This is a genomic window from Mesoterricola sp. JemC181 (assembly GCF_055384585.1).
Genome location: NZ_AP045076.1, coordinates 309,296 through 331,113 on the forward strand (window position 1 = coordinate 309,296; position 21,818 = coordinate 331,113).

General features: G+C 67.1%; 22 protein-coding genes. 5 read left to right on the plus strand and 17 right to left on the minus strand.

The annotated features are described in order from the left end of the window. Positions 1-73: 73 nt before the first annotated feature. The 4 genes from ACZ5MC_RS01440 to ACZ5MC_RS01455 all read left to right on the plus strand — a co-directional run bounded on the left by ACZ5MC_RS01440 (position 74) and on the right by ACZ5MC_RS01455 (position 4,723). The gene (locus ACZ5MC_RS01440; RefSeq protein WP_306598475.1) at positions 74-1,585 is read left to right on the plus strand and encodes an Rne/Rng family ribonuclease; all 1,512 of its coding nucleotides are present in this window, start codon (positions 74-76) and stop codon (positions 1,583-1,585) included. Positions 1,586-1,595: 10 nt separating this feature from the next. Continuing rightward, positions 1,596-2,030: a deoxycytidylate deaminase gene (locus ACZ5MC_RS01445; protein ID WP_306598476.1), complete on the plus strand. Its 435-nt coding sequence runs from the start codon at positions 1,596-1,598 to the stop codon at positions 2,028-2,030. A gap of 78 nt (positions 2,031-2,108) precedes the next feature. After that, a complete protein-coding gene (locus ACZ5MC_RS01450) occupies positions 2,109-2,870 on the plus strand; it encodes a glycosyltransferase family 2 protein (protein ID WP_306598477.1) in 762 nt (253 codons plus the stop codon). Beyond that, complete coding sequence (locus ACZ5MC_RS01455; RefSeq protein WP_464516886.1) at positions 2,867-4,723, plus strand: tetratricopeptide repeat protein; 1,857 nt, start codon at positions 2,867-2,869, stop codon at positions 4,721-4,723. Before ACZ5MC_RS01450 ends, ACZ5MC_RS01455 begins: the two co-directional genes overlap by 4 nt. Here ACZ5MC_RS01455 and ACZ5MC_RS01460 read toward each other — a convergent pair. From ACZ5MC_RS01460 to ACZ5MC_RS01530, 15 genes are all read right to left on the minus strand, one after another. Beyond that, positions 4,692-6,632, minus strand: a complete 1,941-nt coding sequence (locus tag ACZ5MC_RS01460; RefSeq protein ID WP_306598479.1) for a hypothetical protein — start codon at positions 6,630-6,632, stop codon at positions 4,692-4,694. The genes ACZ5MC_RS01455 and ACZ5MC_RS01460 overlap by 32 nt on opposite strands. Positions 6,633-6,695: 63 nt before the next feature. After that, a complete protein-coding gene (locus ACZ5MC_RS01465; RefSeq protein WP_306598480.1) occupies positions 6,696-7,193 on the minus strand; it encodes a type II secretion system protein in 498 nt (165 codons plus the stop codon). A 228-nt stretch (positions 7,194-7,421) separates the two neighbouring features. After that, positions 7,422-8,156 (minus strand): GNAT family protein, encoded by a 735-nt coding sequence (locus ACZ5MC_RS01470; protein ID WP_306598481.1) that lies wholly within the window; start codon positions 8,154-8,156, stop codon positions 7,422-7,424. Positions 8,157-8,166: 10 nt separating this feature from the next. Continuing rightward, a complete protein-coding gene (locus ACZ5MC_RS01475; RefSeq protein WP_464516887.1) occupies positions 8,167-9,015 on the minus strand; it encodes an AAC(3) family N-acetyltransferase in 849 nt (282 codons plus the stop codon). Between the two features lie 9 nt (positions 9,016-9,024). Then, positions 9,025-9,765, minus strand: a complete 741-nt coding sequence (locus ACZ5MC_RS01480; protein ID WP_464516888.1) for an SDR family NAD(P)-dependent oxidoreductase — start codon at positions 9,763-9,765, stop codon at positions 9,025-9,027. Then, the gene (locus tag ACZ5MC_RS01485) at positions 9,765-9,986 is read right to left on the minus strand and encodes a phosphopantetheine-binding protein (protein WP_306598484.1); all 222 of its coding nucleotides are present in this window, start codon (positions 9,984-9,986) and stop codon (positions 9,765-9,767) included. The genes ACZ5MC_RS01480 and ACZ5MC_RS01485 overlap by 1 nt, the downstream gene beginning before the upstream one ends. Positions 9,987-10,006: 20 nt before the next feature. Beyond that, positions 10,007-11,071, minus strand: coding sequence for a 3-oxoacyl-ACP synthase III family protein (locus ACZ5MC_RS01490; RefSeq protein WP_306598485.1), 1,065 nt, complete (start codon positions 11,069-11,071; stop codon positions 10,007-10,009). Further along, positions 11,068-11,295, minus strand: a complete 228-nt coding sequence (locus tag ACZ5MC_RS01495) for an acyl carrier protein (protein ID WP_306598486.1) — start codon at positions 11,293-11,295, stop codon at positions 11,068-11,070. Before ACZ5MC_RS01495 ends, ACZ5MC_RS01490 begins: the two co-directional genes overlap by 4 nt. Beyond that, positions 11,292-12,116, minus strand: coding sequence for a GNAT family N-acetyltransferase (locus ACZ5MC_RS01500; protein ID WP_306598487.1), 825 nt, complete (start codon positions 12,114-12,116; stop codon positions 11,292-11,294). Before ACZ5MC_RS01500 ends, ACZ5MC_RS01495 begins: the two co-directional genes overlap by 4 nt. After that, positions 12,113-13,639 carry an amino acid adenylation domain-containing protein gene (locus ACZ5MC_RS01505; protein ID WP_306598488.1) on the minus strand — a complete coding sequence of 509 codons (1,527 nt, stop codon included), beginning with the start codon at positions 13,637-13,639 and terminating at the stop codon, positions 12,113-12,115. Before ACZ5MC_RS01505 ends, ACZ5MC_RS01500 begins: the two co-directional genes overlap by 4 nt. 21 nt (positions 13,640-13,660) lie before the next feature. Beyond that, positions 13,661-14,602, minus strand: coding sequence for a glycosyltransferase family 2 protein (locus tag ACZ5MC_RS01510; protein ID WP_306598489.1), 942 nt, complete (start codon positions 14,600-14,602; stop codon positions 13,661-13,663). After that, positions 14,602-15,537, minus strand: coding sequence for a lysylphosphatidylglycerol synthase transmembrane domain-containing protein (locus ACZ5MC_RS01515; protein WP_306598490.1), 936 nt, complete (start codon positions 15,535-15,537; stop codon positions 14,602-14,604). Before ACZ5MC_RS01515 ends, ACZ5MC_RS01510 begins: the two co-directional genes overlap by 1 nt. After that, positions 15,534-16,388: a class I SAM-dependent methyltransferase gene (locus ACZ5MC_RS01520; RefSeq protein WP_306598491.1), complete on the minus strand. Its 855-nt coding sequence runs from the start codon at positions 16,386-16,388 to the stop codon at positions 15,534-15,536. Before ACZ5MC_RS01520 ends, ACZ5MC_RS01515 begins: the two co-directional genes overlap by 4 nt. An 8-nt stretch (positions 16,389-16,396) precedes the next feature. Next, positions 16,397-17,524, minus strand: coding sequence for a dTDP-4-amino-4,6-dideoxygalactose transaminase (rffA, locus tag ACZ5MC_RS01525; RefSeq protein ID WP_464516889.1), 1,128 nt, complete (start codon positions 17,522-17,524; stop codon positions 16,397-16,399). Between the two features lie 34 nt (positions 17,525-17,558). Then, on the minus strand, positions 17,559-18,638 hold the full coding sequence (locus tag ACZ5MC_RS01530) for a tetratricopeptide repeat protein (protein WP_306598494.1): 1,080 nt from the start codon (positions 18,636-18,638) through the stop codon (positions 17,559-17,561). Between the two features lie 93 nt (positions 18,639-18,731). Here ACZ5MC_RS01530 and ACZ5MC_RS01535 point away from each other — a divergent pair, with 93 nt between their 5' ends. Further along, positions 18,732-19,490: an enoyl-ACP reductase FabI gene (locus ACZ5MC_RS01535; RefSeq protein ID WP_306598495.1), complete on the plus strand. Its 759-nt coding sequence runs from the start codon at positions 18,732-18,734 to the stop codon at positions 19,488-19,490. 95 nt (positions 19,491-19,585) lie between these two features. Here ACZ5MC_RS01535 and ACZ5MC_RS01540 read toward each other — a convergent pair whose 3' ends face one another. Together ACZ5MC_RS01540 and ACZ5MC_RS01545 are read right to left on the minus strand one after the other, a co-directional pair. Further along, positions 19,586-21,205, minus strand: a complete 1,620-nt coding sequence (locus tag ACZ5MC_RS01540) for a hypothetical protein (RefSeq protein WP_464516890.1) — start codon at positions 21,203-21,205, stop codon at positions 19,586-19,588. 56 nt (positions 21,206-21,261) lie between these two features. Continuing rightward, positions 21,262-21,729 (minus strand): peroxiredoxin, encoded by a 468-nt coding sequence (locus ACZ5MC_RS01545; protein ID WP_306598497.1) that lies wholly within the window; start codon positions 21,727-21,729, stop codon positions 21,262-21,264. Positions 21,730-21,818: the final 89 nt, after the last annotated feature.

A 21,818-nucleotide genomic window follows, 5' to 3' on the forward strand; every position in this document is an offset into this window, starting at 1 on the left:
TGGCCAGGCAGGACCAGGAGCAACTGGGGAACCGCGCGAGGCGTTTCCGCCGAATTCTTGAGAGGTGTAAGCCATGGAAGTCCGACGGTCCCTCGTGGTCAATGCGACCCCGCTGGAGATGCGCATTGCCCTACTGGAAAACGGCCAGCTCTGCGAATTGTTCATCGAGAGAACCACCCAGGTCAGCCAGGTGGGGGACGTGTACAAGGGGAGGGTGGCCAAGCTCCTGCAGGGCATGCAGAGTGCGTTCGTGGCCATCGGGGGCGCCAAGGACGGGTTCCTTTACCTGGACGAGCCCGAGACCCACCGCCTGCCTTCGGAGGAGGTGGTCGAGGAGGAGGAGGGGGGCGAGGGGGTCCTGGAGTTTCCCGCTCTGCCCGTGACCCTGCCCCCCGTGAAGGAGGGCGAGGAGATCCTCGTCCAGGTGGTGAAGGATCCCATCGGCAGCAAGGGGCCCCGCCTCTCCCGCCACATCAGCTTCCCGGGCCGGTTCCTGGTGCTGATGCCGGGCATCGAGCACGTGGGCATCTCGCGCAAGATCACCAACCCCGCCGAAAGGGAGCGGCTACGGGCCCTCATCAAGGGCCACGCGCTGCCCGGCGAGGGCTTCATCGTGCGCACCGCGGCCATCGGCGAAAAGGACGAAGACCTCGTCAGCGACGTGGCCTACCTGCGCGAGCTGTGGACCGACCTCCAGGCCAGCTGCCAGCACCTCCAGGCCCCCAGCCTGGTGTGGAAGGACTTCCGCCTGCTCCAGAAGGTCCTCCGGGACCTCTTCCGGGAGGAGGTGGCCAGCTTCTGGGTGGACCGGGACGACACCTACCGCGAAGTGGTGGACTTCGTGAGCCGGCTGCACCCGGAGTGGGTGGGCCGCATCAAGCACTTCACCTCCGACCTGCCCATCTTCGAGGCCTTCGCCATCGAGAAGGAGATCGACGCCGCGCGCCAGCCCAAGGTCTTCCTCCGGCACGGCGGCAGCATCGTCATCAACCAGACCGAGGCCCTCGTAAGCGTCGACGTGAACACGGGCAAGTTCGTGGGCAAGAAGGACCTGGAGGAGACGGTCTTCCTCACGAACATGGAGGCCATCCCCGAGATCGTGCGCCAGCTGCGCCTGCGCAACCTGGGCGGCATCGTGGTCATCGACTTCATCGACATGATGGACCCCGCCCACCGCGAGGCCGTCATGAAGCGCATGCAGGAGGAGCTGGAGCGGGACCGGAACCACGCCCGGGCCGTGGAGATCAGCGATTTCGGGCTGGTGGAGATGACCCGCAAGCGCACCGGCCCCAGCCTGGAGCGGCTCCTCACCAGCGCCTGCCCCCACTGCGAGGGCTCGGGCCGCAGGCAGAGCGCGGAGACCGTGGTGCTGGGCGTCTACCGGGAGATGGCCCGCCAGGGGGAGCGCCTGCGGGGCGCCCAGCTCCGGCTAACCCTGCATTCCGAGCTCAAGAACGCCCTGCAGCCCGAGACCCGCGAGGGCGTCAACCAGCTTGCCCGGGCCCTGGGGGCCCATATCCTCTGGCAGGAACGCGGCGACGGCCCCGTGCATCAGATAGACATTGAAGTGGTGCCAGGCCGCTAGGAGTCTGCCGATGAGCCGATCCGAACTCAAGGACGACGTCTTCCTCCGCATGGCGCTGGAGCTGAGCCGCCTGGGGACCTGCTGCCGGCTGAAGGTCGGCTGCGTCCTGCTCAGGGCCGACGGCGGCCTGGCCTCGGGCGGCTACAATGGCGCCCTTCCCGGCATGCCCCACTGCACGCCGGACACCTGCGGACCGGGAACGCGCTGCCTCCATACCAGCCATGCCGAGGAGAACGCCCTGGGATTCTGCGACGGCCCCGTGCACACGGCCTACGTGACCGACGAGCCGTGCCTGACCTGCACCCGGGCCCTGGTACGCCGCGGGGTGCGCAGGGTCGTCTTCCTGCGTCCCTACGCGAGCATCGCCGACCAGGAGCGCCAGGAGCGGCAGGGGATCCTCGCCCATTTCGGCGTGACCTGGGAGCAGGTGGATCCCTCGAGCTGAACCGGCCAGGGTAGGGGCGCGGACCTTGCATGTCCCGGCTATGCTGGGAAGGACCCACCCTGGCTCCCGGAAGGACCGATGATCAAGGACAAGAAGCTCGTCGTCGTAATGCCCGCCTACAATGCGGAACGCACCCTCCTGAGGACGCATCAGGAGGTCATGGACCAGGGGATCGTGGACCTGGTGATCCTGGTGGACGACTGCAGCCAGGACGGGACCGCCACCCTGGCCCGGAGCCTGCCGAACACGCTGGTGCACGTGCACGAACGGAACGTGGGCTACGGGGGCAACCAGAAGACCTGCTACAGGCTGGCTCTGGAGGCCGGTGCGGATGTGGTGGTGATGATCCACCCGGACTACCAGTACACCCCCAAGCTCCTTCCCGCCATGGCTTCGCTTATCGCCAACGGCCTCTACCCCTGCGTCCTGGGTTCCCGAATCCTGGGCGGACGTGCCATGGCCCAGGGCATGCCCGGGTGGAAGTACCTGGCCAACCGCTTCCTCACCATGTTCGGCAACCTGATGATGGGGGCCAAGCTGTCGGAATACCACACAGGCTACCGGGCCTTCTCCCGCCAGGTACTGGAGACCATCGACCTGGCCCCCGACAGCGACGACTTCGTCTTCGACAACCAGATGCTGGCCCAGGTGCTCTGGCACGGGTTCACCATCGCCGAAGTCACCTGCCCGGCCAGCTACTTCGCCGAAGCCTCGTCCATCAACTTCCGGCGCAGCGTGCGCTACGGCTTCGGCTGTCTTGCCACCGCCCTCCACTACCGGATGGCCCGCCTGGGCCTGTTCCGGTCGCCGCGCTTCCGGGCCGGACGCACGCCCGCATGAGAAGCGGCGCCTCCAGGCTGGCGGTCCCGGGCGTGGCCCTTGCCCTCCTGGCTGTGGTCTGGGTGATCTTCGGACAGGTGCGGGGCTTCGAGTTCCTGAACTTCGACGATCCCCTGTACGTGGCCGGGAATCTCCACACGGCAAAGGGACTGACCTGGGCCAATCTGGGCTGGGCCCTGACCTCCGGGGCGGCGGCCAACTGGCATCCCCTGACCTGGCTTTCCCACATGGCCGATTTCTCGCTGTTCGGGCCGGACCCGGGCATGCACCACGTGACCAGCGCGGTCTTCCACGCCGCCAACGCGGTGATGCTCTTTCTCCTCCTGAAGGCCATGACCGGGGATCTCGGGCCCAGCGCCTTCGTGGCGGCCCTCTTCGCGGCGCACCCGCTGCACGTGGAGAGCGTGGCCTGGGTGGCCGAGCGCAAGGACGTGCTAAGCATGTTCTTCCTGCTCCTCACCCTCGCGGCCTACCACCGGAGCTGCTCGGACCGGCGGTTCCGGCCTGCGGTCCTGGCCTGCTACGTCCTGGGGCTCATGGCCAAGCCCATGCTGGTCACGCTGCCCGTGCTCCTGCTGATACTGGATCGCTGGCCCCTGCGCAGGGCCGCTCCCTGGAAGGATCTGGTCCTGGAGAAGCTCCCGCTGTTCGGGCTGGCGGCCGTCTCTTCGCTGGTGACCTTTCTCGTCCAGCACAGCGGCGGGGCCGTGATCACCATGGCCCGGCTGCCCCTGGGCTACCGGGTCGGCAACGCCCTGCTCGCCTATGCCAAGTACCTCCGGAAAATGGTCTGGCCCTACGATCTGGCGCCGCTCTACCCGATCATCGCGGCCGACATCCGGATCTGGAACAGCCTCCTTGCCGGGGCAGCCCTCCTGGCATTGTCCATCCTGGCCTTCCGGGAGAGGCGCAGCCGGCCCTACCTGCTGGCGGGATGGCTGTGGTACCTGGTTTCCCTCCTGCCGGTCATCGGGCTGATCCAGGTGGGCTCCCAGAGCATGGCGGACCGCTACACGTACATCCCCCTCCTGGGACCTTTCCTGGCCATCGCCTGGGGCGGCCGGGACCTGGCGGCCGGACTACGGGTCCGGCCCTGGATCACGTGGGGCTTGGGGTCGCTCGCAACGGTCCTGTTGATGAGCCAGGCCCGGGTCCAGGCCGCCCACTGGCACGACAGCCTCACCCTGTTCCGCCACGAACGCGCGGTCGCCGCCGACAACATGGTCGCCCGCAACAACCTGGGGCAGGCCCTATTTTCCCGGGGCAGGGCGCAGGAGGCCATCGTGGAATACCGCGCGGCCGTGGCCATGGACCCGGGCGTCCGCATGGCCCAGATCAACCTCGCCCGCGCCCTGGCCTGGTCGGGGCAGAACGAGGAGGCCCTGGCCGGCTTCCGGCGCTGGATCGAGGTCCATCCCCAGGACCATCAGGCCATGGATGACATCACCTACCTTCTCCTGTCCATGGGGCGGCTGGAGGAGGCGATCCCGTACTGTCTGGGCATCCTCGCCCTGGAGCCGGTCCGGCTGCGGGACGATCCCGACACGTTCCGCCAGCTGGACAAGTCCCAGGACGCGCGAATGCGCCTGGGCCTCCTTCTGCGAACCCTGGGGCGGGACGCGGAGGCGGTTCCCTACTTCAAGGCCGCCGCCCAGCTCAATCCCTCCAGCCCGGCTTTCGCCCTGAACCTGGCCATTTCGCTGGATGCGTCCGGGGACGCCCCCCAGGCCCGGGCCTGGTTCCAGCGGGTCCTGGTGCTGCAACCGGGCAACGGCGAAGCCTGCCGCCGCCTGCAGGCACTTCAGGAACGGGCGGGCAGGGTCATGGCGCCGGGGGCGCGAGGATCTTCATGACCTTCTCCTTGGCCGCCGTGTAGTCCGCCTCCGGCACCGTGTCCACGGCCTTCAGCTGGTAGCCCTGGTAGAAGAGCTTGTTGGCGCCGCCGGCCTTCAGGGGCTTGATCACTTCCAGGTCGCTGCCACGGGCGAAGGCCACGGTCACTTCCTCCGCCCGTTCCTTTGCGGTGGAATCCGTGTTCACGAACCAGATGCCGTCCGGGGCCACCGCGGTCTGCATGGCGAGGCGCTCCACCGTCATCTCCCGGTACAGGCCGATCTGGTCGGAGGTGAACAGGTCCCGGCCCAGGGTCTGGTACCGCAGGGGCGCCGTGGGGTAGCTGGTCTCCAGGGTCCGGCGGGACAGGGGCCGGTCCTTGGCGATGGCCTCGCCCAGGGCGTCCCGGATGGACAGGACGCTGACGGTCGAGGCCACCGGCGGCGCGCCGGGGGCCGCCTTGAATTCCGGGCCGTCCACCTTGAGCATGATCCGCGCCTCCCAGGGATCGATGTCGTACCCGTGGACCCCTCCCAGGCGGATGGTCTCGGTCACGTGGTAGAACCGCTCCCCGTGGTCCGAGAAGAGGACCTTCGTGGCGCCCCCGTAGTCGGGGTCCCGGTCCAGGTTGTTCCAGATGCCGGACCAGGCCCGGAGCACGCTCCGCATGCGGATCCGGTAGGCCGTGAAGGGGTCCCGGCGGAGGTCGTAATTGGCCGCGCGCGCCACCGTGACCTGCTGGCGGGCCAGGTAGGGCTCCAGGTTCCGGGGGACCATGGTCCACCACCTGGGCAGCTCAGCCAGTTCCTCCCGGTTGAGGAAGATGGGCTGGTGGGCGAGGCAGGAATGGAACATCACGAGTTTGGCGCCCCGGCCCAGCCGGATGGCCTCTTTCAGGCCGCCGTCCAGGGGGGCCCAGGGATTGGTGGTGGGGAAGGCGCGGCCCCAGTTCTCCCAGTCGGCGAAAAGTGGGAAGGCCGAGCTCAGGTTCGAGTTGACGAAGTTCTCCCACCCGGGAGCCGGCATCACAACGTCGTCGAAGCTCGCCACCTTGCCGGTGAGGCCGATGGTCCCGCCATCATCGATGTAGAACCGGGGCCGCCAAGCCTTCTTGAATGCCTGGTCAATTACCGGCAGGGGCTGCTGGCCCATGAGCTCCTCCCGGGTGGGGGGCGCGTGGCCGATGGTGTAGAAGAGGGGATCGCCGCCCCAGAGGATGTGCCAGAGGAGCCGGGTGGCAGGTATCACCGTGTAAGCGTTGGTGTAGGACGTCCCCTTCCAGTCCGTGGTGGCGGCCTGGCCGACGTCTTCGCGCAACCCGTCCAGGCCGATGAGCAGGACCTGGGTCTTGTCGGTGCCGCCCAGGCTCGTGGTGAGCAAGCGGGGCAGCCGCTCTGGGGCCCAGGGGAGGAGGGACCAGGCCAGCAGGAGGCACGCTGTCAACGCGGTTCCTTTGAGCCAGCCCAGGCCGTGCTTCCGTATCCAGAGGACGGGGTAGGCCAGGGAGGCCGCAAGGAGCAGCGGGTAGTCGACCCAGAACGGCAGGAGGCGCATGCCGGGGATGAGCCAGAGGGTCGAGGGCACCTGCCACCAGAGGATGAGATGCACCCAGACCAGGGCCGAAAGCGTGAACAGGAAGCCCTCGAGCGGGCGCCAGGTCTTGGACCAGCCAGACTGGAAGGCGTTGGCCAGGACCAGGGTGGAGCCCCACAGCAGGAGGGCGGCCCCCAGGTAGAAGGGCAGCAGCAACCGGGTCACGAACCGGAAAGCGAAGTGCTTGACGGGAGGAAGGCTGAACCCGGAGGTCATCACCGAGGTCAACCCGGCTTCAGCGCTCCGCATGCGCACCGCCATGGCGATCGCGAGCGCCAGCAGAGCCACGAGCCCCGCCGCCAGCGGCGCGGCCCACCGTCCAAGTTTGTGGCCCATGCGATTCTCCGAAAAAAAAGGAGGAGCCGGAAAGCTCCTCCTTTCAATTTAGCTCCCTGCCCATTACTCGATGGCGGAAACCTTGGCGACGTGGTTGGAATTGGCCACGACACCATTGATCAGGACGGCGCCGCCGAGCCAGCCGGGGGTGGTCCCGTTGGGGTACTGGATCGCGAATTTGGCCTGGCCCTGGACGGTGGCGAGGGCCTTGATGTTGGAGATGGCGGCGGACTGCGTGGTGCCAAGACCACCGGCGGCGTTCACGGCCGAGTCGAAGGCCTGCAGGGAGCCGTTCCAGGGGTTCTTGTCGGAACCGCCGGTCTGGGCCAGGTACTTGCCGAGGCTGGTGGTGATCTGCGTGGAGGTCAGGCCCATCTCCTTGTACTTGTCGTACTGGCCGATGAGGTCGCCGACACGCCCTTCCATGTTGGAGATGGCCGTCTTGTCGCGGGCGCGGGCGCGCTGGCTGAGCAGGGCGGGGATGGCGATCGCGCTGATGATGCCGATGATGGCAAGCACCAGGAGCAATTCGATGAGGGTGAAGCCGGACTGTCTCTTCATAAGATCTCCTTCGTGAGATGGACCCTAATGCAAGCAATTCCAGTGCCATTAGGGAGGGGGGGGAGGTTGGGGTGAGGCGGCCTATAGCATATTATCAGTTGAGCAAAGCGGGAAGGTTGGGAAAAAGTAATCTTTCGCTCTGGGATCGGGTCGCTGTGTGCCGTCCCGCGTCACCCGGGATGACGCAAGGCGTCCAGAGGGGGGGGGCGTCGGGTTTCCAAGGAGGGATCAGGGGTAAATTTTCCTAAGTATTGCAAAGTTCTGCAAGACTTTGAAGCCCAGACCGGCGATTTCCAGGTTCATGACCGGATAATTTCTCGCCGAGACATGGGTGTAGAACTTCCGGACCCCTCGCTGCTTCAGTTCATTTATCAGGAAGAAGTCGGTGATCGCCCCCAGTCCAGTCGTCTTGAGGGCGGGGAGCACGCCACCGACGAACATGAGCACCTCGTCCGCTCCCAGGTACTTGTGGGTATTGAACCCCACGATCCGGCCGGACTCCCGGTTGACGAGCTTGAAGAGCCGCTCGTCCGCCATGCGGTAAGACTTCTCCACGTACAGGTGGTATCGGCGCCCGGAGACCCCCGGATCGCTGACGCTGAGGATGGGATCCACGCTGAACCGGTCGGCGACGAACGTGGATCCGGCGATCGCCAGGACCTCCGCCAGCTCCGCCTCGCCGGCCACCGGGGAGAATTCAAAGGGGAAGGCCGACGTGTCCCGTTCCCGGGGCCGGCCCACCAGCTTGAGCTGCAGCTCCAGGAACCGGAACCCCATTTCCTCCAAGTGATGGATGCCTTCCAGGTCCTCGATGGGCACCTTGCAGACGCAGTAGCGGGGGTCGTGCTGGGTCCGGTAGGCGGCTTCGAAGGACGGGAAATCCGCGTGGGGTGAGGGGTCCCGCAACTCCAGGACGGTCCGCCCCAGGGCCTGCGAATCGATGGCGATCTTCTCGACGAACATGGGGGGGCCTTCAGAGAGCGATCATGTGGTCCGCGTGGAACGTTTCAACCAGCTGCTCGGGGTAGGGCCGCTCGAGCATGTAGTTGATGTCCCCCTGGATCCGGGCCGCATAGAGGTCGTACGCCGCCTTCTCGTCCATGGCGGACAGGAAGCCGTCCCCACAGGGCGCCTGAAGCATCAGGCCGGTGGCCACGGCTTCGGCCTCGAAGGCGCCGTTGGAGGCGGGGACGACGTCCTGGTGGCGCACGTACAGGGTGTAGGTGTCCTCGTAGGCGCGGCCCGAGGCTTCGGTGATGAGCCCGGTGAACGGGCGCGGGTAGCGGTAGGGCACTTGGAGCCGCTCCTCCACGAAATGGGAGAATGTGAAGCACTTGGAAGGGCGCACGCCGAGGAAGAGGAAGTGCGCATCCCGCTCGCGATGGAGAAGGTCGAAGGTGCAGCCCTCCCCCACGGAGTTCCGGCCCACGTCGGTGACGAGGTAGGGCCTGGCTCCGAGCAGCGCGGTGGACATGAGCGGGTCCACGGAGCGCCGGGCTTCCGGCCGCTTGCGGATGTATTCGTTCAGCGCACCCATGTGGGAGCGGGAATGGCGGACATCGAAGTCCTCGCCGTTGCAGAAGCTGAAAGTGAAGGTGGGAACCAGGAGGGTGCCCGCGCCCAGGTCCAGGAGGGTCTCCAGGAGCGCGCCCAGGAGGCCATCGCGGCCGAGGTCGGAGTTGGGCTGGCCGAAGGAGATGTCCGTGTGGACATAGAGGATCTGGTGGCCGCAGGCGCCGATCTGGCGCAGCCCTTCGGCGAGGGAGGCCCGGGTGACCCACTCCCCCGAGCCGGCGCGGAACAGTCTGCAGTCGCTGGCCATCCCAACCTCCTAGAGTCCCTTGCAGGCGCTGAAGCCCCCGTCGACGACAATGTTCTGTCCCGTGACCCACCGCGCCCCGTCCGAAAGGAGGAACTTCACGTAGCTGGCCACGTCGGCCACCTCCCCCAGGCCCAGGGGGTGCGCCTCCCGGCACCGGTCGAGGTAGGCCGCCGGCAGCGCTTCGGTCATCGGAGTGAGGACGGCTCCCGGCAACAGGGAATTCACCCGCACACGGGGCGAGAGCTCGGCGGCCAGGGCTCTCACATAGGCGTCGGCAGCGCCCTTGGTGGCGCAATAGATGCCCTGGCCCTTGGCGCCCAGGCGGCTGTAGATGCTTGAGATCAGCAGGATGTCGCGGAGCGCCTTCCCGTTGGGCGCAGCCTGGAGCAGGACCCGGATGATTTCGGCGGCGGAAAGAAAGTTCACGTTCATGGCGCGCAGACTGTCTTCGTAGGCGTCGAGCCGGGTGGGCCTCACGCTGACCTCCCCCGCGCAGTGGACCAGCGCGGAGACGCGGGTGCCGGAGGCCTGAAGGAAGCCGCGCAGGTCCTCCGCGAGGGTCTCTGCCCGCGCGAAATCGGCAGTCCACACCAGGTGGTCCCGCCCCGGGCAGGCGCTACGCACCGCTTCGAGACGCTCCCGGTCCCGCCCGTGCAGGATCAGCCTGCGGTCTTCGGCCAGCGCCAGGGCCACGCCGCGCCCGATCCCTGAGGAGGCGCCCGTGACCAGGGTGCAGGCCGGGGCGTCCATCACCTGCCCAGCTTCGCCCGAAGCAGGTCCTCGAGGTCCCCGACCTTGCGCACCTTGAGGAACTCCTCGGAGGAGACGGGAACCTTGTAGACGGAATCGATCATCGCCAGGATGGTGAGGACCCCGAGGGAATCCCAGTTCTCGAAGTCGCCGATGTCGGACTCCCGGCGGACGTCCTCGCACTCCAGGATCTCGCGGAGCTTCTGGTAGAAAACGTCCATGGGCACTTCTCCCGGTTCCATCAGTAATTCACAATTTCGCAGAATTCCATGTTCCCAATGGTCATGAGAATCGAACTCCACGTCAATCCGACCCCGAACCCGGCGAAACAGACGGTGAAGCGCTGGTCCTTCAGCTTTTCGCCCAGGTTGAGGCAGACGTTCGTGGGAATCGTCACGCCGCTGGCATTGCCGAACTTCTCGACGACGTTTCCGGGCATCCGCCCCGGGGGGACTTCCAGCTTCTCGGCGAGTTTCTGGATCATGAACTTGTTGGGCTGATGGAACAGGAACCAGTCGATGTCCGCGAGCCCGATCCCGGCGGTCTCCGCAAGGGAGAGGATCATGGGGGGGACCTCGGTCATGACGAAGGTGAACACGTCCTGGCCGTTCATGACCAGATGGTCCTTGGCCCGCAGGTTGCCGGTGCCGTCGTCCACGGGGGCCGCGGTTTCCGGCGTCGACGGCATCCTGAAGCCGCCGGCGGGGATGGCCAGGGCGTTCCGCAGCGTCCCGTCCATCTGTATGTTGGCGTGGATCCGGCCGCCCTCCGGGTCCTTCTCCACGACCGTGATGGAAGCCCCGTCTCCGATGAGCGGGAAGCTGTTCCGGTCCTGCCGGGACGTCTTCCGGCTGAGGACGTCGGCGTTGAGGAGCACCACCTTGCGGATGGCCGGCTGGTCCAGGAGGGCGAAGGCCTGCAGGAGCCCGATCTCGAAGCCGGCACAACCCTGGTTGATGTCCAGGCAGATCATGTCCCGCTTCAGTTCCAGCAGGCCCTGGATGATGTTGCTGGTCGGAGGCATGAACTGGTCGGGCGACTGCGTCACCAGGACCAGGGCGTCGATGTCCTCCTTCCGGAGCAGGCCCCGGGCGAAGAGGTCCTTGAGCCCGAAAACGCACAGGTCCGAGACGCAGACGCCGTCCTCCACGATCCGGTGCTCGTCGAAGCCCATGAGCGGCTTGAGCCTCAGGGTCTTCTCTTTGGGAAAGGTGTAGTTGCCGGTCTCGTCGTCGAACCTGGAGACGTTGGCCGGCAGGACCGTGAGGATCCCGGAGATCTTCTTCCCTTCGTAGGTCAGGTTCATTTCTTTTGGCTCTTCTCGATCAGGTGTCCGATGGTGGCGAGGTTGGCGAAATTCTCGGGCACGATGTCCTGGCCGTCAATGCGGATGCCGAAGGATTCTTCGAGAGCCCCGACCAGGGTCAACAGGTCGAAGGAATCCAGCATCCCGTCCGCGATGAACGATTGGCTGGTGGAGAAATCGAATTCAGGCCGGATCTCGTTCAGGATGTCCAGGACAAGCTTCATTGCGGTACCCCCCTGATCATCACCTGGTCCACGAGGCCGTCCGGCGCGTAGCCGTAGTGGCCGTACTTGGCGATGGCGTCTGCGTTGGAATCGAGCACCCACAGGAGGTAGCGCCTTACGGCGGGGTTCCTGTGGAAGTAGTCACGAATCAGTCTAGCGCCGATGCCCTGGTCCCTGTGGCCGGGGTCCACCAGCCAGTAGCGGAGGGTGGAACTGGCGCCGACCGTATCGCAGTAAAGGAACCCGGCGATTCCGGTTCCGCTGCGGACCAGCCGAACCCGGCCCGCCGCCACCGCCAGGTCCAGCTCCCCGCGGGACGGGAGGTGCTCCTTGAGGGGATCAAAGCAGGCCTCAAGGTCCCGGAGCAGGGCGTCGACGTCCGCCGCCACCGCCGTCTCGGTCTCCGCGGGTGGCGCGGGTGCGGGCGGAGCGCCAGGGACCGCGATCCGGGCCAGCCGGGTGAGGCGTGAATAGGTCCTGAAACCGGAGGCATGGAACCAACCACCCATCTCCTCGACCCGGTCCGGGCGGCCCAGGAGATCCAGGGTCAGGGGTCCCTCCCCCTCGAGGTGGCCAAGGGAACCGGCCAGGGCCGCGGGGTCCGCGGCGCAGAAATGGACATGCCGGAACCACCGGTCCCTGCGCAGGAACAGGGCGCATCCGCCGGTCTCCAGGCAGGCGAGATCCCCGCGCGCGATCCATTCGCGGGCCTTCTCGGGATCCAGGTAGAGGTTGGTGACGAAGGCTCCCGCCCCGGCCCTGACCGAGTTCACTGCGGCCATGAGGGCTTCGAGGCCGTGGACCCGCGCGAAGCCGCTCATCCGAGGAACTCCTCCTGAAGCCGCTTCCGGTCGATCTTGCCGTTGGGATTACGCACCATGGCCTCAACCTGATGGAACACGGTGGGCAGCATGTACTTGGGCAGGACCTGCTGGAGCCTCTTGCGGATCTCCGCTGGCGTCACCTGCCGTGCGCTTTCGAAGACGAGGACGATCTCCTTCCGGTCCCGGTCGTACAGGACGCAGGCGTTGGCGATGTCCTCCACCGAGTTGACGAGGACGTGCTCGATCTCCCCCAGTTCGATGCGGTAGCCCAGGTGCTTGACCTGGAAATCCTTGCGTCCGTCGAACAGGATCTCGCCCGCGGCGTTGAGGTGGACGAGGTCCCCGGTTCGGTAGATCAGCTCGGGGTAACGGGTATTGAGGGGGTTCTGGACGAAGGCCTTGCGGGTCTTCTCGGGGTCGTTCCAGTAGCCCATGGCCAGGGAGGTCCCGCGCACGCAGAGCTCGCCCTGGGTTCCCGGCGGGGCCGGACGACCGTCCTCATCCAGGATCAGGATGTCGGTGTTCCGGCAGGGGAAGCCTATGGGGAGCGGGTCTTCGTCGGCGAATTCCCGGTCCACCGCATAGTAGGTGCAGTCCACCGTGATCTCGATGGGACCATAGAGATTGACGAACAGTGCCTCCGGGAAATGGCGGCGCCAGTAGTTGAAGTGCCGGGTGGGGAACACCTCGCCGGCGAACAGCACGTTCCGCAGCGCCTTGGGTTTGGCGGCGGCAAAGGTGTCCTGGTTGCTGATGTTGACCATCACCGTCGGGACCCAGAAGAGAAAGGAGATGCGTTCCGATGCCAGGAACTCCACGAGCCTGGTGGGGAAGATGCCATGCTGCTCGGGAATGATGACGAAGGTGCTGCCCTTGGCGAGGGTGTACCAGAGTTCCAGGGTATAGATGTCGAAGTGGAACGGAGAGAGGCTGCCGATGCGCTCCTCGGGCCCGAACCCGAACCTCCCGAAGAGCCAGTCCATGAAGTCGATGATGCTCCGGTGGTTGAGGACGACGCTCTTGGGGGTGCCCGTGGACCCCGAGGTGTTGATGATGCATGCGGGGTCCGTGTCGATGACCTTTTCCAGGCGGCAGAGGATGGCCTCGGCGTCGTAGGCGGCGCCGGGAAAGTCCTCGACGAACAGGAGCCTGTCCGGCGCCACGCCGAGTCCGGCCGCGGCCTCCGCCAGATCCCGGGACGTGATCAGCAGGGCCGGGCCGACATTTTCAACCACGTTCCGGATGCGCTGGGCAGGCGATTTGACATCGAGGTTCGTATAGCAGTTTCCGCTGCAGAGGATGCCCAGATCGGCGACGATCGTCGCCGTCCCCTTGGGCAGCAGGACCGCGATGGCCTCGTTGAGGGACCCGGTTCGGGCCTGGATAGCGGCGGCGCAACGCAAGGCGTGCTGCCGGAGCTCCTGGAACGAGGTGGCCGTCCCGTTGTCCTCGATGGCCACCTTGGCGGGGTGGGTCCGCAGGGCGCCGTTCCAGAAGTAGTCCAGCAGATTGAGTTGCATGGTCCCGGCCCCTCCTGTGCTTCATTTCCGGGGGCGGTCGGAAAGGCCGATGCGGTCCCGGATGACATATAGCGGTCGGCGCTTCGCCTCGTCAAAGGTCTTGCCGATGTAGAGTCCCAGGATCCCCAGGTTCATGAACAGCAGGCCGCTGATGAACCAGAGTGAGACCATCACGCTCGCCCAGCCTTCGATCCTGATTCCGACGAAGAAATGCCGGTAGAGGATGTAGATGATGAACGCGAAGGACACCAGGGCGATCAGAAAGCCGAGCCGGATGAACAGCCGTAGCGGCTTGTTGGACTGGGAGACGATACTGTCGACGGCCAGCCGGATCAGGCGTCCGGAGGTGTAGGACGTCAGCCCCTCGTAGCGTGCCGCATGGTCGATGTCGATGGCGGTGGTCCGGAATCCGACCCACTTCGCGAACAGTCCGTAGGAGCGGTTCTGCTCCCGCATTTCACCGATGCTCTGGGCGACCTGCCGGGAGATGATGCTGAAGTTGGCCACGCAGCCGTCAATCGTTTCATCAATTAGGTATTCGTATAGCCGGTAATAGGCGCTGGACATGGCCTTCTTGAGGAAGGCGTCCTTGCGCGCGTGGCGCCGGCCGAACACGGCGTCATAGCCTTCCTGGGCCTTCGCGTAGAGCTTCGCGATTTCCTCAGGCTGATCCTGGAGGTCGCAATCCATGACCACGATCCACTCCCCCTGGGCATGGTCGAGACCTGCAGTGATCGCGAAATGCTGTCCGAAATTCCGGGAGAGATCCAGGCCCTTGACCCGGGGATCGGTGCGGGCGAGCTCGCCGATGACGTCCCAGTCGTTCTCTGGACTGTGGTCGTTGACCATGAGGATCTCAAAATCCGGGGTGATCGCTTCCAGGGCGAGCCTGAGTCGGCGGTAAAGTTCCGGCAGGATCCTGGCGGCCTTGTAGACCGGAGTCACAACCGAAATGTGCACCATCAACGCCTCCGGGATGTTCCGAGAATACCCCCATTGGAGGCCGCCCGGTACCGCTGCCAGAGAAGGAACGCCAGCCCCAATGCCGCCGAAGCCAGCGAATAGCCGCGAAGAAGGAGGGCGGCGCCCTGGGCCCGTGCCGGCTCCACCCCCGCCAGGACGAGCATGCCGGTGATGCCCAGCTCGCAGATGCCGATCCCGCCGGGAATCAGGCTGAAGATCCCCAGCAGGGCAATCCCGGACATCAGCGCGGCCAGATCCGGGAGACGCAGGTGGATCTGCAGCGAGGCCAGGACCCCGTACCACCCGGCCAGGACTAGCAGCCATGCCGCGGCGGTGGAGGCCAGCGCCCCCGTGAGCCGGCCCGGCGAAGCCACCAGGTTGCGAAAGCCGGTTCCCCACGCCTCGAACCGGCCGGTGCCGGGGATCCTGCCCAGCCATGGCGCGAGGAGAAGTCCGGCCAGGGCGATGGAGAGCAGGGCGGCGGCGAGCATCCGTCCCTGGGCCGGCAGGTACCGGGGGTAGCACAGGAAGAAGAGGAGGAGGATGGAGGCCAGATCCAGGCACCGTTCCAGCAGGAGGGCCGAATAGCCGCGCTTGCGGCCCAGCCCGGAACCGCTGTGCCCGGCTTCGACCTTCAGGATCTCCGCCCCCTGGAGCGGGACGACGGATCCGAGTCCCACCGCGATCCCGATGGCGAGGTACCGGTCCAGCAGGGACCCGGAGCGGGCCTGGTCGGGAAGGAGGCTCTGCCACCTGAAGGTCCGCATGAGAAAGAACAGCGGGAGGGTGCCGGCCGTGGCCCCGAAGAAGACCAGGAACCGGGCCTTCAGGAGGATTCCCCACGCGCTCTGCCACTCGAAGGTCAGGCCGACCCAGACGAGGAAGCCGACGGCCAGGGCCCAGCCGAGGAGGGCGGGGAGCCCGGGGCGCCTCATGGGCCGGGGCGCCGGGCCACGACGAGCAGGGAGGCGCCCCAGGGCCAGCGCACGCCAGCCTTGATGAGCAGCCGTTCCAGAGCCATCACGAGCGCGAGCAGGGTGTTCTTCCAGGGAGCGATCTCGAATTCGGCCAGGGGTTCGAACGCCTCCCTGTCCCGGCGGCGGCGGACCTGTACCAGCAGGGGAAGGAGGAGGGATACGAAGGAGGTGGCAAGGACGGGCCGCAGCCCGGCTCCGGCCAGCCTGTCCAGGAGCATGGCGCGGGTATACCGGCGGACGTGGGACGCCTTCTCGTCCACCACGCTCCACAGCCACGGGTGCTGAGGGACCGTGACCATGACCGTTCCTCCGGGCTTGACGGCCGCGGCGACCGCCACCAGGACCTGGTCGTCCTCGGGGATGTGCTCCAGCACATCGAAAAGGCCGATCACGTCGAATTCCGCCTCGAAGGGCAGCCTCCGGGCGTCGAGCTGAAGGAAGTCGGCCCCGGGCACCCGCTTGGCGGCGAAGGGCAGGCCCTCGACGTGGAACTCGGCCCCGGTGAAGCGGGTCGAGGGGAAAAGGGCCGCGAGGCCCTGCAGCACGAACCCCGTGCCGCAGCCGACCTCCAGGAAGGTCCCGGGACGGGGGGCGTGTCTGCCCAGGGCCCAGGCGATGAGGCGGTTCCGGCTCCTGAACCAGAAATGCCGGGCTTCCTGGCCGGCCAGATCCTGGAAGGCCGCCTTGGAGAACCCCTCTCCGTCGGGGACCTCCCCGTAGAGGATGGGGATGCCCTCCCGCACCTCCGCGGCCCAGCCGCAGGCGGCGCAGCGCCAGGCCGGCTCGGCGAGGGGAGCGGAGCATCTCACGCAGCGCCTCATGCGCCGAAGAACCCCGCGACGGCCCCGATGATCGCGTCCTGGTCCGCGGGGCCCAGGTCCGGCCAGAGCGGCAGCCGAAGAAGGCAGTCGCTGTAGCGGTCGGAGTTGGGGAGCGGCCCCCCGTGGTGGCGGGGGGCGAAATAGGGGCTGCGGTGGAGGGACTGGTAGTGGAATACGGCATTGACCCCGTGGGCCTTCAGGTGCTCGATCAGCCGGGTGCGGGTCGCGAGGCTGTCCAGGACGAGGTAGTAGATGTGCCCGTTGTGGACACAATGGGCGGGAATGCGGGGAAGCGAGGCATGGCCCGCCGCTTCCAGAGGGGCCAGCGCGGCGTGGTAGCGGTTCCACACCTCCATCCTCCGGACCTGGATGGCGTCCAGGTCCACCAGCTGGGCCCAGAGCACGGCGGCCGTGATTTCCGGCGGGGAGAAGCTGCTCCCCAGGTCGACCCAGGTGTACTTGTCCACCTCGCCCCGGAAGAACGCGGCCCGGTTGGTCCCCTTCTCCCACATGATCTCCGCGCGGGCGGCGAGTTCCGCGGCGTTGATCATCAGGAGGCCGCCCTCGCCGCACTGGATGTTCTTGGTCTCATGGAAGGAGAGGGCGCCCAGGTGCCCCAGGCTGCCCAGCGGCCTTCCCTTGTACGTGGCCTCGACCCCCTGGGCGGCGTCCTCGATCACCCGGATGCCCCGGACATCTGCCAGGGCGAGCAGGGGGTCCATGTCCACGGCGACGCCCGCGTAGTGCGTCACTACGATGGCGCGGGTGGCTTCCGTCACCCGGTCGGCGATGCTGGCGACGGCCATGTTGGGATGGTCCGGACCGGAATCGGCGAAGATCAGGCGGGCGCCTCTCAGGGCGAAGGCGTTGGCGGTGGACACGAAGCCGTACGACGCGAGGATGACTTCGTCCCCGGGGTCGATGCCGCAGGCCAGGGCGGCGAGTTCCAGGGCATCCGTGCAGGACGTGGTCAGGAGCGCCTTCCGCAGACCGTAGCGCTGCTCAAAAAAGGCCTGGCACCGCCGCGTGAACGCAAAATTGCCTGAAGTCCTGCCGCTTTCGAAAACTTGCTGGATTAACTCCACTTCCCTACCCGTGAAGTGGGGCCGATTGAAGGGGATCATCGAATCTCCTGGGGAATGGCGGCGGGAAGCGAACCTAGCGTAGTTCCTCCAGAAGCCTGGACGCCTTGGCGTCCTTGGGGTCGAGGGCCAGGGCGGCCCTGGCCGCGGCCTGGGCTTCGTTCTTGCGGCCCAGGTTCTTGAGGATCTGCCCTCGCCGCCAGTGGGCCGTTCCGTAGCCGCCGGACCCGCCCTCCAGGGGCGCCTTGAGGACCTGGTCCAGGAAGGCCAACCCCTGGTCGGCGTGGACGCCGGTCCGGGCAGAGATCTTGCCGAGCTCAAGCTGGATGAGGCTGGGCGCGTCCACCGCCGGCAGGGCGGCAAGGGCCGCGTTCCAGGCCTCCTCGCCCATGCCCGCGTCGATCAGCGCGTCGCAGACCGAGCACAGGGCACGGGCGCTGCCCCTGGCACCGGGCAGGAGCCTGCGGGCCTCCCGGGCCAGGCGCCGCTTCTGTTCCTCTTCACCGAGGTCCTTGCGGGTCTCCCGGCTGCCCAGGGCGTCCAGGTAGGCCATGGTGACTTCCGGATCCTTCGGAGAAATGGCGAGGGCCGTCCCGAAGGCGGCCTCGGCCTGCGGCCACTCCCCTTCCATGGACAGGATCGTGCCCTTGAGGGCCGAACCCTTGCCTGGGTCCAATTTACGGACGACTTCGGCGCACTCCAGGGCCCGGCGAGTGGAGCCGCCCAGGATGCCCGGGAGCTGCTCGTAGCCGAGCCCCAGCGCCATCCAGGCCGCCACCAGGCCGGGTTCAGCCTTCACCGCCCCGCGGAGGTCGTCCATGGCGGCGGACACGCCCCGGAGACTGCCCAGGTTCTTCTGCTGGATGGCGGTGCCGGCCCTGGCCAGGGCCCGGGCCAGAAGAGCCTCCCCCAGGCGGGGGTTGAGCTCGGCGGCCCTGCGGCCCGCGGCAAGGGCCTCGGGCAGGCGCATCATGGCGGTGAGGGCCTGGGACCGGGCCGCCAGGGCCAACGCGTTGGCGGGGTCGGCCTTCAGTTCTGCGTCAGCGGCGGCCAAGGCCTTGAGGTAGTGCCCGGCGTCCAGGTCGGGGCGCGGGGAATAGCCCCCGGCCGCCAGGGCGAGGGTGAGGATGGAAAAGGGTACGGCCCGCAGAATCATGGTCCGAGTATAGGACACGGTGGCGGTCACGCGCCGTTTGGGCTAATTTGAGAGGTTGTCGCAGATTTCGACAGAAGGGGGGTGGCCATGCTCATGAAGGGCAAACGCGGGCTGGTGGTGGGGGTAGCCAACAAGTGGTCCATCGCCTGGGGCATCTCCCAGCGGCTCCTGGCGGAGGGGGCCGAGGTGGCCTTCACCTACCAGAACGACCGCCTGGGCAAGAACGTCAGGGAACTCACGGCCGACCTAAAGGATCCCATCCTCATCCCCATGGACGTGACCTCGGACAAGCAGATCCTCATGACCTTCGAGCTGCTCAAGCGGGTCTGGGGGCACCTGGACTTCATCGTCCACGCGGTCGCCTATGCCCCCCGGGCGGCCCTGGAAGGCCAGTTCCTGGCCACGAGCCGGGAGGACTTCCGCATCGCCCACGACATCAGCGCATACTCCCTGGCGGCCCTGTGCCAGAGCGCGGCGCCCATCATGGGCGAAGGGGGCTCGGTCGTGGCCATGTCCTACCTTGGCGGCACCCGCGTTGTGCCCAACTACAACGTCATGGGCGTGGCCAAGGCCTCCCTCGAGGCCAGCGTGCGCTACCTCGCAGCGGACATGGGGCCCATGGGGATCCGGGTGAACGCCATCTCGGCAGGCCCCATCAAGACCCTGGCGGCCTCCGGCATCGCCGGCTTCGGCGGAATGCAGCGCCACCACCGGAACCGGGCCCCCCTGCGCAAGGACACGGACGCCGCCGAGGTGGGGGACGCAACCCTCTTCATGCTGAGCGACATGGCCCGCGGCATCACGGGGCAGGTTCTCTACGTGGACGGCGGCTTCAGCATCATGGGCGATTAGGGGCCGTGCCCAGGCAGACAGGGCACCTCGCCGTCTGACCTGCGGCCCCTCATGCGTTGTGGGCCGTAGATTCAAGCCGTTCCGTGAACAATGGTCTAGAACCCCCCAGGCACGGGGCAGAGGGAGGGCGCGCCGTCGTTGCCCGGAACAGGGACGCGCTGGACGGTGGGCCCCACCCAGGACAGGGCGCTGGGCGAGGCGGGGTCCATGGCCAGCTGGTGTGTCCCCTTGGCGATCCAGGTGATGCCCTGAGGGATGATCTGCCCGTCCAGGGTGACGGGGCCGGGATCGGGCTTGAGGGGGATCAGCGCGTACCTGCCGGACCGGAGGCAGGTCCAGGTTCCCGGCTCCGCGCTCGTCCTGGGCGAGGCCCCGAGGACCCAGAAGTCCTTGTGCAGGAGGAGGTAGTTGGCGGCCAGGAAGGCCCGGTCGGCGGGGGGCAGGTAGTTGAGCCGGTAGCTGGGCAGCACGACGGGGGGAACCCGGTCACCCAGGTTCGCGAAAAGGGGGCGCTCATGGAACTGGCCCTGGTTGGCCCAATTGATGACCCATTCATAGGTCGGGGCCTTCCGGGTCGGCACCATCCCGATGCCGTCGTACACCGGGTCGTCCGGGCCCGTGAATGCCTCGGTCATGGCCATGATCTCCTCCTGCCGGTCGTTGGGCATGGAGAACAGCTCGGCCACGCGCATGGCCCAGGGCGTCAGGTGCAGGAGGAGACCCAGGGAGACGAGGAAAGGAAGGCCCCGGGCCTCCCGGAAGGCCCCGGGCTCGAGCCAGGGGCGGCCCAGGGCCAGGATGGCGACCAGGGCTCCGGCGCTGAGCGTGGCGAGGTTGTATGGGAAGGGCGTGGGGTTGGCGAGGAAGGCGAAGGCGCACAAGACGAAGAGCAGCACCTCCGGGAACCCGGCCTCCTCCTCCCAGGCCTTGCGCAGCCCCCGGCGGCGGAGCTGCGCGGCCCCGAGAAGGACGAGCCCTCCCATGGCCGCGACCAGAAGGGGCGACGTCCCGAGGAGCATCTGCAAGGTATGCCAGGGCGCGAACCGCTCCGAGGACACGGCCACACGAAGGGCGTTCTGACCGTTGGCGCCCAGGGACTGGATGCCCGCGTGGGCTTTGAGCGCCCAGCAGGCCAGGTAGCACCCGGCGGCTCCCAGGAGCCACCACCCGGCCCGTCGCGCCCGGGTTGCCCAGCCGCCGGGCTCCAGGCCCACTAGCAGGGCGGTCAAGGGCGCCCAGACGGCGATGGACTTGAACAGGCAGGCATGGAGCAGGAGGGAGACAAACCCCAGGGACAGGAAGACCAGGTCCCTCGGCAAGCGGGTGCGCCGCGCGAGGATCCACAGGACCAGGAGACCGGTGATCAGGATGTTGTCGTGGCGGCATTCGAGGGCGTAAGCCCACCATGTGGCCAGGGTTCCCGCCAGGACCAGGCCCTTCGCTCCATGAAGGCTGCGGACCCGCATGCCGGAGGCCCGCACCGCCAGGGCCGCGTTCACCCAGAACAGGGCCCAGAAGCAGGCCCGGAAGACCAGGAAGGTGGTCGCCGAGGTGGAGCCGATGTGGGCCAGGAGCGAAAGCGGATGGAGATGGAGCTGGCCGCTGGTGAAAAGGGACCCCGTCCAGCCCTTGGCAAGCACCGTGGCCATGTACACGGTCTGGGCCTCGTCGACCTGGTAGACCCGCGTCATGGCCAGGGCGAAGGACAGGGCCATGAGGCCGCAAAGAACGGCCAACCAGAAACGGAGCGGGCCCTTCTGGGAGGGCGCCCCTAGCATCCCAGGGCTTCCAGCGCCGCCAGGACCTCCTGAACGTGCCCCTTCACGCTGACCTTGGGCCAGGCCTTGCGCACGACGCCCTTGGGGTCCACGAGCAGGGTGGACCGGATGATGCCTTCCATCTCCTTGCCGTACATGACCTTCTTGCCGAAGGCTCCCATGGGGGCGAGGAGCAGCTTGTCCGGGTCGGAGAGGAGGGGGAAGGGCAGTTCGAATTTCCCGGCGAACTTCGCATGGGAGGCGAGGGAGTCCCGGGAGATTCCATACACGAGGGCGCCTGCAGCCTGCAGGCGGGTCCAGCTGTCCCGGAAATCGCAGGCCTCGGTGGTGCAGCCCGGCGTGGAATCCTTCGGATAGGCATAGATCACCGCCCAGTGACCGGCGAGGGTCGCGTTGGTGACGGTATTTCCCAGGTGATCCACAAGGGAGAACGGGGGGAGGGGTTTGCCGACAGGACTCAAGGATGCCTCCACGCAGATGGAAAAGGCTAGCACCCTGGTAGGATTCTGTCTGGAGGCGCTTTGGACCGATCCCCCCGACATTGGAAGCC

What these genes read in the sequence shown, in the direction of transcription:
- ACZ5MC_RS01440 (WP_306598475.1), top strand. Translation starts at nt 74, where the DNA reads ATGGAAGTCCGACGGTCCCTCGTGGTCAATGCGACCCCGCTGGAGATG.
- ACZ5MC_RS01445 (WP_306598476.1), top strand. Translation starts at nt 1,596, where the DNA reads ATGAGCCGATCCGAACTCAAGGACGACGTCTTCCTCCGCATGGCGCTG.
- ACZ5MC_RS01450 (WP_306598477.1), top strand. Translation starts at nt 2,109, where the DNA reads ATGATCAAGGACAAGAAGCTCGTCGTCGTAATGCCCGCCTACAATGCG.
- ACZ5MC_RS01455 (WP_464516886.1), top strand. Translation starts at nt 2,867, where the DNA reads ATGAGAAGCGGCGCCTCCAGGCTGGCGGTCCCGGGCGTGGCCCTTGCC.
- ACZ5MC_RS01460 (WP_306598479.1), bottom strand. Translation starts at nt 6,632, where the DNA reads ATGGGCCACAAACTTGGACGGTGGGCCGCGCCGCTGGCGGCGGGGCTC.
- ACZ5MC_RS01465 (WP_306598480.1), bottom strand. Translation starts at nt 7,193, where the DNA reads ATGAAGAGACAGTCCGGCTTCACCCTCATCGAATTGCTCCTGGTGCTT.
- ACZ5MC_RS01470 (WP_306598481.1), bottom strand. Translation starts at nt 8,156, where the DNA reads ATGTTCGTCGAGAAGATCGCCATCGATTCGCAGGCCCTGGGGCGGACC.
- ACZ5MC_RS01475 (WP_464516887.1), bottom strand. Translation starts at nt 9,015, where the DNA reads ATGGCCAGCGACTGCAGACTGTTCCGCGCCGGCTCGGGGGAGTGGGTC.
- ACZ5MC_RS01480 (WP_464516888.1), bottom strand. Translation starts at nt 9,765, where the DNA reads ATGGACGCCCCGGCCTGCACCCTGGTCACGGGCGCCTCCTCAGGGATC.
- ACZ5MC_RS01485 (WP_306598484.1), bottom strand. Translation starts at nt 9,986, where the DNA reads ATGGACGTTTTCTACCAGAAGCTCCGCGAGATCCTGGAGTGCGAGGAC.
- ACZ5MC_RS01490 (WP_306598485.1), bottom strand. Translation starts at nt 11,071, where the DNA reads ATGAACCTGACCTACGAAGGGAAGAAGATCTCCGGGATCCTCACGGTC.
- ACZ5MC_RS01495 (WP_306598486.1), bottom strand. Translation starts at nt 11,295, where the DNA reads ATGAAGCTTGTCCTGGACATCCTGAACGAGATCCGGCCTGAATTCGAT.
- ACZ5MC_RS01500 (WP_306598487.1), bottom strand. Translation starts at nt 12,116, where the DNA reads ATGAGCGGCTTCGCGCGGGTCCACGGCCTCGAAGCCCTCATGGCCGCA.
- ACZ5MC_RS01505 (WP_306598488.1), bottom strand. Translation starts at nt 13,639, where the DNA reads ATGCAACTCAATCTGCTGGACTACTTCTGGAACGGCGCCCTGCGGACC.
- ACZ5MC_RS01510 (WP_306598489.1), bottom strand. Translation starts at nt 14,602, where the DNA reads ATGGTGCACATTTCGGTTGTGACTCCGGTCTACAAGGCCGCCAGGATC.
- ACZ5MC_RS01515 (WP_306598490.1), bottom strand. Translation starts at nt 15,537, where the DNA reads ATGAGGCGCCCCGGGCTCCCCGCCCTCCTCGGCTGGGCCCTGGCCGTC.
- rffA (WP_464516889.1), bottom strand. Translation starts at nt 17,524, where the DNA reads ATGATCCCCTTCAATCGGCCCCACTTCACGGGTAGGGAAGTGGAGTTA.
- ACZ5MC_RS01530 (WP_306598494.1), bottom strand. Translation starts at nt 18,638, where the DNA reads ATGATTCTGCGGGCCGTACCCTTTTCCATCCTCACCCTCGCCCTGGCG.
- ACZ5MC_RS01535 (WP_306598495.1), top strand. Translation starts at nt 18,732, where the DNA reads ATGAAGGGCAAACGCGGGCTGGTGGTGGGGGTAGCCAACAAGTGGTCC.
- ACZ5MC_RS01540 (WP_464516890.1), bottom strand. Translation starts at nt 21,205, where the DNA reads ATGGCCCTGTCCTTCGCCCTGGCCATGACGCGGGTCTACCAGGTCGAC.